We start from the raw sequence: 15,343 nt of genomic DNA on the forward strand, positions 1-15,343 counted from the left end.
GCGTAATCTCGGGTTACTTATTTGTCCATAACACTACTAAAGCCCAACCGATGCTTGTTTTTTAGGCCACATTAAGGTTTCATTAGCAGCCTTGAAAAGAAGGGACTGATTATGAGTTTGAGTGTTTGGTTTGGCCTATTAGCTGTGTGCTGCTTAGGAGCTATGTCGCCAGGGCCAAGTTTAGCTATGGTGGTTAAATATACGGTGACGCAAAGTCGCTTGCACGGCGTTGTTTGCGCCTGGGCACATTCTATTGGTATTGGGGTATATGCACTCATTACCTTGCTGGGCTTGGCTGTGGTTTTAAAAAACTCGCCTTTGTTGTTTAACAGTATTGCGGTATTGGGCGCTTTGTATTTAGCCTGGCTTGGGTTTAATGCGCTACGCTCAAATGGCACTAGTCAACTCAATGTTGATGGTGAGGCGCAAGGGGCGAGCTTATGGCAAGCAGCACGAGATGGCATAGCTATTTCTTTATTTAATCCGAAAATCCTGTTGTTCTTTTTGGCTTTGTTTTCGCAGTTTGTGGCTGTAGCTGATTCATTATCCGGCAAAACCATTATTGTGCTCACGCCTTTGGTGGTCGATGGCTTATGGTATACCTTAATTGCACTGATTTTATCTCACGGTGCTATCTTGCCTAAGCTACAAGCGAAATCGGCACTTATTGATAAGCTTTCAGGTATTGTGTTGATTTTGCTAGCAATTCGGGTGATCGCAGGATTATTGTAGGTCTAACTTCAAGGGCGAATGCTTTGGGCTGATGATAGGCAATGATATGAGCGCCAACCGCTAGTTTCAGTAGTCTATACTTATAGTGAGCAGTCAAGTAAACAGCACAAAAAAGCCATCGATTGATGGCTTTTTTAATGGCGGCTAAGAATCATATACCATCTTAGCTAAATCGATATGTTTGCTTGTTTTAAGCAATTAATCGCGCGGCGTACCTGGTGGGTAAGCGATGTGGTCGTTTAGGTTTTCTTCTAACATGTCTTTATATTCTTTCGCGAACCACTCAAGTGCGTTGTCTTTTTCTGCTTTTAGATCTGAAGATTTTATGGCAGCTTCAAACGCGTTGAAACGAGACGCTGCATAGCGCATGCCTGTGCCCACTTTACCAATATCGTTTTCTTGTTGGCTTAGTTGATTTGCTAGTGCGATAAACTGATCAGCAATTTGGTAAATAGTTAACTCTTGTTTCTCTTCTGACATGACTCTTACTCATCGTGATTACATAAATTAGCAATGAGTGTACCTACTTTACGCTCAGATAACAGTGAATTTAGCTACTGGGGTCAGAATCTGTGATCACTTGACCATTCTGAGAGTTGTAATAAATCGACAGGGTATTGAGCTGATTGTAGAAATAGCGGCATTGATCACTAGCAATATATGTTGCCTGATAAGCGGAGACTTCGGGGTCACTGCTACTGGATACTGAGGGCGCATCTTGAAGCACAGTAGTCCAAACCGAAATACAGTCGCGAAAGTTATTAAGCCTTGGTGATGACTCAAATGGAAAGTAGTTTTGCGCAGGGTAACCCCATAGGTTCATATCCAATAACCCGTCGTTACCAGCGCTTTCAAAAATAACCAAATTATCTGCTGGACCGCTGTAACCGAGTGCAGCCCACTTTAAGTGAGCTAAGTTGATACCGCCAGCAAATGCGCCACCGGTTGCTTTTACATTGGCTACATGGGCGTCTTGTTGAACATCAATAAATCTAGGCAGGGCAATGACAGCAATGATGCCTAAAATAATGATGACAACCACTAGCTCTATCAGGGTGAAACCTTGGTTTAGATGGCGGTTACTCGAGGTCACAACAATACCTTTTGTTAAATCATTATAGTTATTATTACATATGACTATAGCAAAGTACTGTTAGAATACCTGAGCTTTTGGCAGATAAGTATTTGCTGAACATAGGTAAAGACGAGTTATTGGAGATATTGGGTGCATAGTTGGCAAGATTTTATTAAACAGCAAGAGTCGCAAGCATATTTTCAAACGTTAATGCAGCATATTGATAGCCGCAGAGCGCAAGGTATCAGCGTGTTTCCACCGCACTCTGAGGTGTTTAGTGCATTTGAGCTAACGCCGCTTAATCAGGTGAAGTTGGTGATCCTTGGGCAAGACCCATACCATGGTCCGGGGCAAGCTCATGGATTAAGTTTCTCAGTAAAACAAGGCGTTAAAACTCCGCCATCGCTAGTTAACATTTATAAAGAGTTAGCGCAGGACATTGAAGGGTTTATAACGCCGGCACACGGAGAGTTAATCAAATGGGCAGATCAAGGCATTTTACTGCTTAATACCGTGTTAACGGTAGAGCAAGGACAAGCCCACTCCCATGCTAAACTTGGCTGGGAGCAATTTACCGATAAGGCGCTTGAGCTGCTTAATGAACAAGACAGGCCGATCGTATTTTTATTGTGGGGCAGTCATGCGATCAAAAAAGGTAAGCTGATCACCGCCAAGCATCATCATGTCCTTAGTGGTCCACATCCATCGCCTTTATCTGCATATCGTGGCTTTTTTGGCTGTCAGCATTTCTCCAAAGCCAATCAGTTATTACAACAAGCCGATGTTGAGCCCATCGATTGGAATGCGATTAATCAATAACGCTAATATTAGCGCGCTTGTTTCACTAGAAAGTTATGGTGCCCGCTTAGAGCAAAAGTTCGTAGAGAATATAGAAGACTGATTTAGAAAACGAAAAACGCCTCAATTGAGGCGTTTTTGCTAAGAACCATTTTGCTTTTTCAGCTAAGTGGGCTTGTTAGGCGATATAACACTAGTTATTGCGTCTTACCGCTAACTTAGCTAAAGACACTAATGCTTCTTTGTATTCACTATCAGGAATAATGTTCAGCGCATCAATGGCCTTTTGTGCTTCTTGCTCAGCTTTCTGCTCTGTGTATTTAAGTGCACCAGAGTCATGCAGCGCCGCCAAAATCTCATCGATCGCATGAGTGCCGTCGCCTTTTTCGATCGCTTGTTTGATTAAGGCTGATGCTTCTGCGCTACCGTGTTTCATAGCGTAGATAAGAGGCAAGGTAGGTTTACCTTCTGCTAGGTCATCACCAATATTCTTACCTAGCTCTTCGCTATCAGCCGTATAGTCAAGTAGGTCGTCAGTTAGTTGGAATGCAGTACCTAGGTATTTACCATAGTCACCAAGCGCACGCTGCACGTCTTCGCTTGAGTCATTAAGCACGCCAGCGAGCAATGTTGCTGCCTCAAACAGTCTTGCTGTTTTGCAGTAAATCACTCGCATGTAGCTTTCTTCAGTGGTGTTTGGGTCATTACAGTTCATTAACTGCAACACTTCACCTTCTGCAAGCACATTGGTCGCATCAGCCAATACATTTAAAACTTGCATGCTGTCCAACTCAGTCATCATTTGAAATGAGCGAGTATATAGGAAGTCACCAACTAATACACTGGCGCCATTACCAAACATAGCATTGGCGGTTTCGCGCCCGCGGCGCAGGGTTGACTCGTCAACGACGTCATCATGGAGTAATGACGCGGTATGAATAAACTCGATGATCGCAGCCAGTTTGACATGGCGATCGCCTTTATAGTCGATCGATCTCGCTGCTAATACAGATAAAAGCGGGCGCAGTCGCTTACCACCTGCATTAATAATGTAGAAACCTAATTGGTTGATTAAGGCTACATCTGACTCTAGCTGTTTATAAATTAGCTGATTCACTGATTGCATATCAGTATCAGCAAGTTGACGAATGGCGTTTAAGTCCATGATAGTCTCTGGTTATGGTGGTGACGGAGCACGCACTAAAAGTTTATTATTCTGTTAACTGGTTATCATATTAGATAAACATCACAGTCAATAAAAGCCTCAGTGGCTGATAGTCTGTTATCATCGCCGTTAATAAGTGTAAACGCAGTTTTTTTGGCCAGTTTATAATTAACTTTGCTAGCGAAAAACGAACACAAGTTTAACAGGCTTTTATTGACAGAGTGTGACGCTAATATCTTGATGATATTAACTGTCGCTAATTTTGTTAGATCTTACCTAATTTTTACCCCTAACACAGCCTTGATACGGCAAACTGTGTTGTATTCAGATCTTTTTTGATTGAAAGCCATTTAACGCTTGCCAGACGTAAAATGTTCGCGTAGAATCCGCGCCCATTGTCATTAAAAGTTTTTTAGCACCTAAGTCCTCAATTGATGGATTAGCGTGTTAGTCATTTGGAGTAAAATAGCTATGTACGCTGTTTTTCAAAGTGGCGGTAAGCAACACCGTGTTGCTGAAGGTCACACAGTACGTTTAGAAAAAATTGAAGTTGCCACTGGCGAAACTATCGAGTTCGATCAAGTTCTACTAGTAGCTGACGGTGAAAATGTTCACGTTGGTGCTCCACTAGTTGAAGGTGGTAAAGTTGTTGCTGAAGTGGTTAGCCACGGTCGCGGTGAAAAAGTAACTATTCAAAAGTTCAACCGTCGTAAGCATCACGAAAAGAAAATGGGCCACCGTCAGTGGTTCACTGAAGTTAAAATCACTGCGATCAGCGCTTAATTATTAGGAGTCTAACTCATGGCACATAAAAAAGCTGGCGGTTCTACTCGTAACGGCCGCGATTCAGAAAGCAAACGTCTTGGTGTAAAGCGTTTTGGTGGTGAATCAGTTCTTGCTGGTAACATCATCGTTCGTCAACGTGGTACTAAATTCCACGCTGGTGACAATGTAGGTGTTGGTCGTGACCACACTCTATTCGCTCTATCAGACGGTAAAGTAAAATTTGAAGTTAAAGGTCCTAACAACCGTAAGTTCGTTAGCATCGAAGCTTAATTTTTTACTAAGCAAGTTTTAAAAAGCCCCACCTTTATGGTGGGGTTTTTGTGTTTATTAACGGTATTAATAACCGGTTAACGTAATATTTTCGGTTGGTTGCAGTTAGCGCTTCGTGGATGATTTTACTTCTGTGCTGCTCTGCAAAATCCTAGTGTTTAGGGTTATAATGACAGATTAGGTTGCGTCAGGAGTCAGTATGAAGTTTGTTGATGAAGCAAAGATCAAAGTTGAAGCAGGTGATGGTGGCAGTGGCTGCGTCAGCTTCCGTCGTGAAAAATATGTACCAGATGGTGGCCCAGATGGCGGCGACGGTGGTGACGGTGGTAGTGTTTACCTGCAAGCAAATGAAAACCTAAATACACTTATCGATTATCGCTTTACTCGCTTCCATGCTGCAGAGCGCGGTACTAATGGCCGTGGCCGTGACTGTACCGGCGCAGCGGGTAAAGATTTGATTCTGCAAGTGCCTGTGGGTACTCGCGCTGTTGATATTGAAACTGAAGAAAGCCTAGGCGATCTTACCGCCCATGGGCAAAAGCTGATGGTCGCTAAGGGTGGTTATCACGGCTTGGGTAATACGCGCTTTAAGAGTAGTACTAACCGTGCGCCTCGCCAAAAGACGCTAGGCACACCAGGTGAAGTTCGTGAGATCAAATTAGAACTGTTACTGCTGGCAGATGTTGGTCTCTTAGGCATGCCAAATGCGGGTAAGTCTACCTTTATTCGCTCGGTATCGCGTGCAACCCCAAAAGTGGCTGACTACCCGTTTACTACGCTTGTACCTAACCTTGGTGTGGTTAGCCCGCGCCCAGGGCAGAGCTTCGTGATTGCCGATATCCCAGGTCTAATTGAAGGCGCTGCAGATGGTGCAGGCCTTGGTATTCGCTTCTTAAAACACTTAGAACGTTGCCGCGTGTTATTGCACATTATTGATATCGAGCCTGTCGACGGTAGCGATCCGGTAGAATCAGCCCGTGCTATTGTCGGCGAGCTTGAGAAGTACTCACCAAAACTTGCAGCTAAGCCTCGTTGGTTAGTATTCAACAAGACCGATCTGATGCTTGAAGAAGAGCTGAAAGAAAAGATCGATCATATTGTGTCTGAGCTTGAGTGGGATGGCGATGTATACACTATGTCTGCCTATAACCGTGAAGGTACCCAAGAGCTTGCGATTAAGATGTTAGACTTTATCGAAAGTCTACCTGAAGAAGCTGAGCAGCAAGCTGGCGAAGAAGACGTTGAGTTTAAGTGGGACAACTACCACCAAGGTCAAGAAGAAGTTGTTAACGAGGACTTCGACGATGACTGGGACGACGACTTTGACGATGATGACTATGATGTTGAAGTGATTTATCAGCGTTAATTTAATTTGGAAGTAACGTGTACGCCGAAAGTCAGAATGATATTACGCGTTTAGTTGTGCAATGTGCACAACTGCTATTAGCCTACGGTGCTGAATCTGAGCTTGTTGAAGAGATCAGTCAGCGCCTAGGTAAAGCCCTCGGACTTGCCAGTGTTGAGCTGTCCATTTCCTCTAATTCGCTCGTGTTAACCTCATTGGTTCACGGGCGTTGTATTACTACCACCCGACGCATTCGCGCCCACGGCATTAATATGATGGTGGTATGCGAGTTACAGCGTATTTGTCTGTTGGCCGAAAAAGGCTTGTATACAGCTAATGAAGTCCGTCGCCGGTTATCTAAAATTGAACCTCGCAGTTATCCAGCTAAAGCCGTTGTGCCTATGATAGGTCTGTCGTGCGCGAGTTTCTGCCACCTGTTTGGCGGCGATCTTATGGCATGCGTTTTGACCTTTTTTGCATCTGCGATCGGCATGAGTGTAAGGTTGTTCTTTGCTAAGCGACATTATAATTTGCTGGTCAATTTTGCGATTACGGCTTTTTGTATCAATGTGATAGCTCAACTTGGTTACTTATTTCCGATCACGGACACACCACAAATCGCTATGGCAGCGAGTGTATTATTATTGGTGCCAGGGTTTCCGCTGATTAATGCTATCTCTGATATGGTGAAAGGCCACATGAATGTTGGTATTTCACGCTGGGGTAACGCAACTTTGTTAACGCTTGCCTCAGTGATCGGAATTACAATCGCAATGCAGCTAGGAGGGATCTTTTGACCGACTCGCTGATTTTTATGTTGCTACATGACGCCTTTTTTTCGGCTATTCCTGCAGTGGGTTTTGCGATGGTATTTAATGTACCTAAGCGATTTTTGCCTTATTGTGCGTTAGCCGGTGCAATAGGGCATAGTATGCGTACCTTGCTGATGCATTTTGATATGCCGATCGAGTGGGCGACCTTTGCTGCAGCCGCGCTAGTTGGGTTTGTAACGATTCGATTTGCCAAAATGCACTTAGCCCCGCCGTTAATGTACGCGGTTGCCGCGATTATTCCTATGGTGCCCGGTACCTATGCATTTAACACTGTAATTGCATTGATTCAGTTGACAGCAGCCAATGAAATTAGCCCAGAGCTTACCGCCCAAGTGGTGCTCAATGGTCTTAAAACTGTATTTATTCTAGGTGCGTTAGCTGTGGGGTTAGCAATACCTAACCTACTGTTTTATCGTAATAAACCTGTGATCTAAAAAATATAACAACTAACAAGGAGAGATGATGCGCATCGCGATGATCGCCGCTATGGCAAATAACCGTGTGATTGGCAAAGACAATCAGATGCCATGGCACCTGCCGGAAGATTTACGCCACTTTAAAGCGATGACCATGTCTAAACCTGTGGTCATGGGGCGTAAGACCTTCGAGTCTATTGGAAGGCCATTACCGGGACGACACAATATTGTCATTACTCGACAGCAAGATTATCAAGCAGAAGGCATCACAGTGGTGAGCTCAGTAGATGAAGCTTTTGCTCTAACTCAAGATGTCGATGAAGTGGTCATTATTGGTGGCGGTCAGTTATATGCTGAGTTATTGCCACGTGCAGAGGTGTTGTATCTGACGCAAATTAACCTTGAAGTTGAAGGAGATACCTATTTCCCTGATTGGGAAGACGGTAGTTGGCAAAATGAAAACTCAGAAACTGCAACAAGCGACAAAGGATTGCAATATACGTTTAACACTTTCATAAAAAAGTGTTAAATTATACAGCGTTTGACCCTGATTAACTTACGGCCCCAAAGCGGACGTGTAGTGATACAAATAATAAGATAAAGGAGTGTCAGATGCGTTTATTACCTGTGGCTGTTGCAGCCGCGATTGTTGCATCTTCTGTGTCAGCCCCTGTTGTCGCAAATACTGACCAATTAGTGGCGAATATCTGTAACTACGTACAATCAGATGACAAAAATCGTCTTCGTAAAAAACTGAAAGAGAGTCGCGTTAAATTACGCAACATCTATTCGGGTGTTTCTTGTGATGGCAGCAGCCTTCTTCGTACTGCCTACAATGCAAATGCTTCATCAGTTGGTGAGTTTATTGCGAAACGTCTATCTTCGAAAGAGCTAAACGCTGCGGAAGCAGATGGTAGCACGATTCTTCAATGGGCAGATGCAAATGGTCATGGTGGCCATTCTATTACTGCAGCTATTAAAGAAAAAGTGGGTGGCTAATTTGTCATTAAACTAAAAATGCCGGTTTATCCGGCATTTTTTATGCCTGAAATTTAACTTTGTTGAAGCGCTCTAGTTCTTACTTATAGCTCCAGATAGTAATTACAGAGAAGCTGTAAACGGTACTTATTTTCAGATTTAGGCTATCTTAATTTCTAGCATGTGAAACACATTACAATAACGTTTAGAGCAACAAAAAAGGGCCGTTAAGGCCCTTTTTTACTTTGGAAATGGATGAGGTTTACATTAAACCTTAAACTCACCTACAGAGCTTTGAAGCTCCTCTGCAAGCTCAGCGACTTGTTGGCTAGACTCTGCTGTTTGATCCGCACCAATAGAGGTTTCTTCAGAAATCGCTGCAATGTGTTCAAGCTTCTCTGACACCTGCTGACTCACAAGATTTTGCTCTTGAGCAGCTTGGGCAATGTGGGTTCCTGAATCAAAGGCGCTATGTACTGAGTTAGAAATGGTTTCTAATGCCAAGTTGGCTTGCTCGGTTTTCTCTACACAGCTATTGGCTTGTGAGCGTCCAAGTTCCATGACTGATACTGCTTCTTGTGCGCCTTGCTGTAAGACTTCAATCATTTGCTGAATCTCTTGAGTAGAGTCCTGAGTACGGGAAGCGAGACTACGTACTTCATCAGCTACTACTGCAAAACCACGACCTTGCTCACCGGCGCGAGCAGCCTCAATTGCAGCGTTAAGGGCAAGTAGGTTGGTTTGCTCTGCAATACCGCGGATCACATCCAAAATAGAGCCAATTGAAGCACTGTCAGCGTGGAGTTTATTAATCACTTTACCCGCTTTGGTCACTTCGTCAGCGAGAGCAAGGATTGTTCTTTTGTTCTCTTCAGCTAGCTGATGCATATGATTGGTTTCTTCGTCAGCTTGCTTAATCTGTGCAAGTGCTTCATCGGCGCTAGCTGAAACTTGTTGGGCGCTTGAGCTAAGCTGGGTAGTCGCTGTGGCTACCTGGTCAACTTGACTCTTCTGCTCTTGAATACCAGTTGTAGTTTGTGCCGTGATAGCTGATGTTTCTTCGGCTGCCGCTGCAAGCTGATTAGAGCGATCAAGAATACCGACAATTAAGCTACTTAAGCTGTCGACTAAGCGGTTACAGTTTTTAGATAGCTCTGCAAATTCATCGTGCCCGCTGTCATCCAGCTTGTGGGTCAAATCACCGGACGCCAATACATTTAATGCCTGGTTAATCTTATCTAATGAGCGTGTTAGTGGTTTAACCACCATAATGCTCACTGCTATCGCAACTCCGATGGCAATAAGTACCACTGCCCAGGTTTTAAATGCTGCAGAGTCGATAGTTTCAATAGCGTTGGCACTAATTTCTGCTGCGTAGGCATCGATATCTTTTGCGAGCGCAGTCATTATTTGGCTAATGTCATCAGAATGCTTGGCATTTTGAGTCAACAGGCTTTGTGCACGTTTGGCATTTGCAAGCTGCTGCTTTTTAATTGCGATGACTGATTGATTACCATTGAGCAAGCTGAATACTTTACTAGTTTCAGTTTGTAAGTCATCAAGGAGATCTTGGTCAAGTAATCCCTCGCCTTGGCGGTTTATGTGCTCAAGCTTAGTCCTTGCCTCGTTTACCATATACTCAAGTTCTTGAGCAATTAACTTGTATTTGCTTTCATCTGTCGCTGCAACAAGGTCATATACGGTGGTGATGAGATTAATAAAGGTGTTGTCTACCACACTGGCTGAAGCGGCAATACTTTGCTCCGTGGTGTCTTCACTCATTTCAAGATCAATAAAGTCGAGCAGAATAGACGAAGCGTCGTCCGCTGCCTCTTCAAGCTCTTCACGCTTTTTCACGAGTAATTCTTGTTTGCTTAGCGCTTGCTCTTTTTCATTGAGCATGTCTACAACCATGTTGTGGAAGGTGTTGTAGCTTGACTCAAGTTGATTGATACGACCAGATAAGCTTTGGTTATCACGCAGCAGCGACGACAAGCTGTTTAGCTCGGACTTAAAGCGATTATCAAGCTGCTTTTGATTCGATTGCACTGGTGGGATTTGACTAGATGATTGACTGTGATAGCCCTCTAAGCCTTGAATTTTTTGCTGACTGAGGTTTTCGTTTAGTAAGCTAGTTGCTTCTAGCGCAGGCAGACTAATTTGCTGCAGTGTGATAGCGCCATCTTTGATGCGGCTATTACTCATTGAGGTGACCACACCAAATACAAATAACAACAAAGTGACAATGGCAAAGCCGCCAATCACTCTTTTCGCTACATTAATTTTCATAGGGTACTCCGACTATTATTTTTAGTTTGAATCGGCCTAACTGCGTGTACTCAGTCAAAAGTAGACAAATTCTATTATTAGCTATCGGCAATTAACAACTTTAGTTTAACGCTATCTTAACCTTTTTTGGGTAATTTTTTCATTATTTTCAACGTGCCAAAGTGTCAAATTGTTACCCCAGCAGCATCCTGTGTCTAACGCTTGTAGATTAGGTTGTTCAACCTTACCCATAAGCGCTGCCCAATGACCAAATACCAGAGTGACATCGTTGTCAATTTTTCTGGGGAACTCAAACCAAGGTTGGAGTTTAGTCTTATCTACTTTCGAGGGGGAGTCTTTGCACGCAAAGTCGAGTCGACCATCTAAATGTAGGTATCTCATTCGTGTAAGCGCGTTGATACAATAGCGAAGTCGAGTGAGCCCTTGGGCTTGTGGTAACCAGTTTTCAGCCTCATCGGTATACATATTAGCAATCAATGCATCGAGATAGTCTGGTTGCTGCAGCGCTTGGCTGACAAGCTCTGCCTCAATTTCAAGTCTGGCTAAGTCCCAGTGTGGTGGCACGCCGGCATGGGTCATGACTATTTTGTGCTGAGGTAGCTGGCGCATCAAAGGCTGCTCACGTAACCAGTCGACTAATACCTGAATATCCGCTGCGCCCAGTAACTGAGTGAGATTGTCCTTTGGATTGGGCTTTTTTATTTTGCCATGCAGTGCAAGCAAATGAAGGTCGTGGTTACCCAGGACGATTTTTGCTGCGCTGTCTAACTGTTTTAAATAGCGTAGTGTGGCGAGAGAGCCTTGACCGCGGGCAACAAGATCGCCGACGCACCAAAGCTCATCTTTCGATGGGTTAAAGTCTACTTTTGCTAGTAGCAGTTGTAGTTCGTCAAAACACCCCTGAATATCACCGACAAAATAGTGCGCCATGGGTTATTGAATCAACCCAGGTTGGGCTAAACGAAACATTGGGATTTGCGCTTTGAATTTGTGGCCGCTTTCATCGACCATGCCATAGCTGCCTTGCATAAAGCCTACAGGGGTTTCTAACACGGTGCCGCTAGTGTATTGATAGGCTGTATCAGGTTTAATTGTCGGTGTTTCTCCAACAACACCAGTGCCTTTTACCTCAGACTCTTTACCGTCAGCATTGGTGATGATCCAGTGACGGTCTTTCAAGGTAACGGAGCGCTGACCTAAGTTGATAATGGTAATGGTGTAAGTAAATACATACTTATCGTCAGCAATATCTGATTGCTGTTCGATAAATTCAGTTTCAACTTTGATTTTTATTTGTGAATTCACGTCCAAAAGTTCCGTTTCGGACGTGTTTAAGTCACGCCCAGTTAATAATTAGTCCTGAGATGGCTTGCGGCAAAGATGGTTAGCAATGGCAACATATTGCTCAACAGTAATTTGCTCTGGGCGCAGGCTAGCGTCAATGCCTAGGTTGGCAAACTCATCGTCTGTCACCAAGGTTTTTAAGTTGTTACGCAAGGTTTTACGGCGCATGTTAAAGGCGGTTGTACACACGTGGCGCAGCATATCAACATCATCACATGGCCAAGGCTTATTCTTATATGGCAGTAAACGTACAACGGCAGAGTCCACTTTCGGTGGTGGAGTAAATGCCGTGGGTGGTACTTCAAGCACTGGTACTACTTGGCAATAATATTGAGCCATCACTGTTAACTTGCCATAGGCTTTGGTGCCTGGGCTTGCAGATAGGCGCAGCACCACTTCTTTTTGCAGCATAAAGTGCATGGTTGCAATCTCTTCGGCATATTCGAAAAGATGGAACATAAGCGGCGTAGAGATGTTATAAGGCAGGTTACCAAATACCTTCATTTCTTTGCCTGGCTGTTTTAGCTGGGCAAAATCAAATTGCAGTGCATCACCTTGGTGAATGGTTAATTTGTCTTTTAGGAAAGGGTGTGACTCTAAACGCTCAACAAGGTCTCGGTCGAGTTCGACAACACACAAGTTGTCAACTGACTCTGCTACAGGCTCAGTAATTGCGCCAAGGCCTGGACCAATTTCAACCATTACATGATCGTTGTCAGGTGAAATTGCACCCACGATACGGCTAATGATGCTCTCATTGGTTAAGAAGTTTTGTCCAAAGCGCTTACGCGCTGTATGGCCTAAATGTACTTTATTACTCATGAAATTTTGCTACTTACTCTTATTCGCCAGTTCAATGGCTTTGTTCAATGCACAGGTAAGGCTGCCGCAATCTGCTTCGCCAGTGCCTGCTAGCTCAAGCGCCGTTCCATGGTCTACTGAGGTACGAATATAAGGTAAACCCAATGTAATGTTGACTGATTTACCAAAACCGAGGGATTTTAACACAGGTAGGCCTTGATCGTGATACATAGCCAGTACCACATCAGCTTGCTCTAGATACTTAGGTTGGAATAGAGTGTCTGCCGGAAGCGGTCCGACAATACTCATGCCTTCATCGCGCAGCTCATTTAGCGCAGGGATCATCACATCGATTTCTTCACGACCTAAGTGACCGTCTTCGCCCGCATGTGGATTTAAGCCACAAACGTATATCTTTGGATCGTCAATACCAAACTTATTGACCAACTCGCGATGTAATATCGTGATGATGTGATTTAAGCGCTCATGTGTGATGGCTTTAGATACATATGCAAGCGGGATGTGAGTAGTTACTAACGCAACTTGCAAGCCTGGCGCGGCTAACATCATTACAACGTCTGAGCAGTTAGCTTGCACAGCGAAAAACTCAGTGTGACCACTAAATGGAATTCCTGCTTGGTTGATGATGCCTTTGTGAACCGGCCCTGTTACCACAGCGTCGAATTCATTAGACATGTTCTTTTCGCCTGCATAGCGCAGGGTATCAACCACGTAAGCACTATTGGCTTCGTTGAGTCTGCCACATACCGCTTCTTCAGCGAGCGTAAATGGAACAATTGTTAACGTTCCAGCGTCTTGTGGTTTGGGCTCTTGCGTTGGTTGATATGGGCGCAGCTGCAGTGGCAGCCCGAGAATTTTGGCTCGCGTGGTTAATAATTGCGGATCTGCACAAACGACAAGCTCAGCAGGCCAAGCCTGCTGAGCGAGTTCGATAACGAGATCTGGGCCAATACCAGCGGGATCACCCGGGGTAATTGCAATACGTTTGGTCATTAAGTTGGTTTAGCCTCGAGAGCTAGCTACGTCGAAGATTTCGATATATGCGTCGCTGCGCATTTCATCTAACCAGTTTTGTAGCTCTTCATTAAATTTACGACGGAAAATAAGCTGGTGAGCACGGTTGCTGTTAAATTTGTCCGTGGCATCAGTCTTACGCTTAGCTTCAAGTTGAGCAATATGCCAGCCGTGGGTTGTTCTGAACGGCTCACTAATTTCACCTGGTTCTAGGCTCATTAGGGTGTTAGCAAATTCGGGTACATATAGGCTTGGTTCTGCCCAGCCAAGCTCACCGCCTTTGGCACCAGAGCCTGGGTCTTCTGAATATTGACGAGCAAGATCAGCAAAGTCAGCTTCGCCGGCGCGCACTTGCTTTAAGAAGTTGTCTAGCATGGCTTTCGCACGCTCTTCAGACAAAATAGGTGATGGTTTTAGCAGAATATGGCGAGATTTAACTTCGTCAATTTCTTGAGTTTGCATGCCGCGGGTGTCCATCACTTTGATGATATGGAAACCAGAGCCAGACTTAATTGGGCCTATGATGTCGCCTTTTTTTGCACCACTTATTACTTCAGCAAACAGCGTTGGCATTTCGTTGATGTTCATGAAATCCCAAACACCACCTTCAAGGGCTTTAGGGCCTGAAGATGAAGCGATGGCTGTACTTTTAAAGTCTTTACCGTCGTTGAGGCGCTTCAATACTGCATCAGCGCGCTTGCTCGCGCTTTCTAGCTGCTCACTGCTTGGGTTACTTGGTACATCAATTAAGATATGTCCAACCTGGAATTCAACGTCCTTTAAGCCTTGCTCTTCAATCATTCTTACTAGGTTATTAATCTCCTGCGGAGATACCTGAATACGACGCTGAACTTGAATACGCTGTATTTCACCTAGGGTGATTTCTTCACGTAGTTGTTCGCGGTATTGATTGAAGCTCATGCCATCTTTTTCGATTTGATCGCGCATTTGTGACACGGTCATTTTCTGCTCGCGAGCAATGTTTTCGATGGTTTGGTCAAGCTGTAAGTCACCAATTTGCAGACCAATACGTTCAGCCATTTGCATTTGTAGGTGAGTAAGGATTAAGCGCTCAATAACCTGAGTTCTTAGCGCGCTCTCTGAAGGCAAGGTTTGATTCGCAGCCTGAGCATTTGCTTTGACGGTGCGGATCATGTTGTCGATTTCACTTTCTAAAATAATGCCATCGTTAATCTGTACCGCTACGCTGTCGAGTTGTTGCGGTGCTGCGATGCTTTGGTGGCTAGCGAATAGTGCCATCAATGCAAACATCAATTTCTTACTGTGTCTCATCCAAAAAAATCCTTGGCATTAATTGGTGTGCTTTAACTATTTACGGTTACCCGTATCGAGATGATCAGCTGGTGATTTTATTTAATCTCATTGTGAACATCTCACTAAACCTAAGCTGGTTATTGTATGACTGTTTCTTTAGCGCTTGGTTCAGCAAAAATTTGTCGTTGTTTTGTTAACCTT

Annotated in this window: 18 protein-coding genes; 9 read left to right on the forward strand and 9 right to left on the reverse strand. The window is 44.3% G+C overall.

The annotated features are described in order from the left end of the window. Positions 1-111: 111 nt before the first annotated feature. A complete protein-coding gene (locus G3R49_RS03435) occupies positions 112-732 on the forward strand; it encodes a LysE family translocator (RefSeq protein ID WP_167868644.1) in 621 nt (206 codons plus the stop codon). A 198-nt stretch (positions 733-930) separates the two neighbouring features. Here the strand turns inward: G3R49_RS03435 and G3R49_RS03440 are convergent, their stop codons facing one another. Both G3R49_RS03440 and G3R49_RS03445 read right to left on the reverse strand, forming a co-directional pair. Next, positions 931-1,212: a DUF3144 domain-containing protein gene (locus tag G3R49_RS03440; protein ID WP_130598250.1), complete on the reverse strand. Its 282-nt coding sequence runs from the start codon at positions 1,210-1,212 to the stop codon at positions 931-933. 70 nt (positions 1,213-1,282) lie between these two features. After that, positions 1,283-1,831, reverse strand: a complete 549-nt coding sequence (locus tag G3R49_RS03445; RefSeq protein ID WP_130598249.1) for a prepilin-type N-terminal cleavage/methylation domain-containing protein — start codon at positions 1,829-1,831, stop codon at positions 1,283-1,285. A gap of 126 nt (positions 1,832-1,957) precedes the next feature. On the opposite strand from G3R49_RS03445, the gene ung reads away from it, so the two are divergent. Continuing rightward, positions 1,958-2,626, forward strand: a complete 669-nt coding sequence (gene ung / locus G3R49_RS03450) for a uracil-DNA glycosylase (RefSeq protein ID WP_167868645.1) — start codon at positions 1,958-1,960, stop codon at positions 2,624-2,626. A 172-nt stretch (positions 2,627-2,798) separates the two neighbouring features. On the opposite strand, the gene ispB is transcribed toward ung, so the two are convergent. Then, a complete protein-coding gene (gene ispB, locus G3R49_RS03455) occupies positions 2,799-3,770 on the reverse strand; it encodes an octaprenyl diphosphate synthase (protein WP_130598247.1) in 972 nt (323 codons plus the stop codon). A gap of 471 nt (positions 3,771-4,241) precedes the next feature. Between ispB and rplU the strand changes: the two genes are divergently transcribed. The 7 genes from rplU to G3R49_RS03490 all read left to right on the forward strand — a co-directional run bounded on the left by rplU (position 4,242) and on the right by G3R49_RS03490 (position 8,419). Beyond that, positions 4,242-4,553, forward strand: coding sequence for a 50S ribosomal protein L21 (gene rplU, locus G3R49_RS03460; protein ID WP_130598246.1), 312 nt, complete (start codon positions 4,242-4,244; stop codon positions 4,551-4,553). Between the two features lie 18 nt (positions 4,554-4,571). Further along, positions 4,572-4,826, forward strand: a complete 255-nt coding sequence (rpmA, locus tag G3R49_RS03465) for a 50S ribosomal protein L27 (RefSeq protein ID WP_130598245.1) — start codon at positions 4,572-4,574, stop codon at positions 4,824-4,826. A 199-nt stretch (positions 4,827-5,025) separates the two neighbouring features. Further along, entirely contained in the window at positions 5,026-6,192 is a 1,167-nt protein-coding gene (gene cgtA, locus G3R49_RS03470; RefSeq protein ID WP_130598244.1) for an Obg family GTPase CgtA, read from the forward strand. A gap of 17 nt (positions 6,193-6,209) precedes the next feature. Beyond that, positions 6,210-6,968 (forward strand): threonine/serine exporter family protein, encoded by a 759-nt coding sequence (locus tag G3R49_RS03475; protein WP_130598243.1) that lies wholly within the window; start codon positions 6,210-6,212, stop codon positions 6,966-6,968. 17 nt (positions 6,969-6,985) lie between these two features. After that, a complete protein-coding gene (locus G3R49_RS03480) occupies positions 6,986-7,438 on the forward strand; it encodes a threonine/serine exporter family protein (protein ID WP_130603281.1) in 453 nt (150 codons plus the stop codon). 28 nt (positions 7,439-7,466) lie between these two features. Further along, entirely contained in the window at positions 7,467-7,949 is a 483-nt protein-coding gene (folA, locus tag G3R49_RS03485) for a type 3 dihydrofolate reductase (protein WP_167868646.1), read from the forward strand. 83 nt (positions 7,950-8,032) lie between these two features. After that, on the forward strand, positions 8,033-8,419 hold the full coding sequence (locus G3R49_RS03490) for a DUF3718 domain-containing protein (protein ID WP_130598241.1): 387 nt from the start codon (positions 8,033-8,035) through the stop codon (positions 8,417-8,419). 246 nt (positions 8,420-8,665) lie between these two features. Here G3R49_RS03490 and G3R49_RS03495 read toward each other — a convergent pair whose 3' ends face one another. The 6 genes from G3R49_RS03495 to surA form a co-directional block, all read right to left on the reverse strand. Further along, positions 8,666-10,687 (reverse strand): methyl-accepting chemotaxis protein, encoded by a 2,022-nt coding sequence (locus tag G3R49_RS03495; protein ID WP_167868647.1) that lies wholly within the window; start codon positions 10,685-10,687, stop codon positions 8,666-8,668. 111 nt (positions 10,688-10,798) lie between these two features. Further along, positions 10,799-11,617 carry a symmetrical bis(5'-nucleosyl)-tetraphosphatase gene (locus tag G3R49_RS03500; protein ID WP_167868648.1) on the reverse strand — a complete coding sequence of 273 codons (819 nt, stop codon included), beginning with the start codon at positions 11,615-11,617 and terminating at the stop codon, positions 10,799-10,801. Between the two features lie 3 nt (positions 11,618-11,620). Continuing rightward, on the reverse strand, positions 11,621-11,998 hold the full coding sequence (gene apaG, locus G3R49_RS03505; protein WP_167868649.1) for a Co2+/Mg2+ efflux protein ApaG: 378 nt from the start codon (positions 11,996-11,998) through the stop codon (positions 11,621-11,623). A gap of 42 nt (positions 11,999-12,040) precedes the next feature. Continuing rightward, on the reverse strand, positions 12,041-12,853 hold the full coding sequence (gene rsmA, locus G3R49_RS03510) for a 16S rRNA (adenine(1518)-N(6)/adenine(1519)-N(6))-dimethyltransferase RsmA (protein ID WP_167868650.1): 813 nt from the start codon (positions 12,851-12,853) through the stop codon (positions 12,041-12,043). A 9-nt stretch (positions 12,854-12,862) separates the two neighbouring features. Continuing rightward, entirely contained in the window at positions 12,863-13,846 is a 984-nt protein-coding gene (gene pdxA, locus G3R49_RS03515) for a 4-hydroxythreonine-4-phosphate dehydrogenase PdxA (protein WP_167868651.1), read from the reverse strand. A gap of 9 nt (positions 13,847-13,855) precedes the next feature. After that, positions 13,856-15,160 carry a peptidylprolyl isomerase SurA gene (gene surA, locus G3R49_RS03520; protein ID WP_130598236.1) on the reverse strand — a complete coding sequence of 435 codons (1,305 nt, stop codon included), beginning with the start codon at positions 15,158-15,160 and terminating at the stop codon, positions 13,856-13,858. Positions 15,161-15,343 lie beyond the last annotated feature (183 nt).

The sequence above is a fragment of the Shewanella sp. WXL01 genome (assembly GCF_012263345.1).
Classification (GTDB): Bacteria; Pseudomonadota; Gammaproteobacteria; order Enterobacterales; family Shewanellaceae; genus Shewanella; species Shewanella maritima.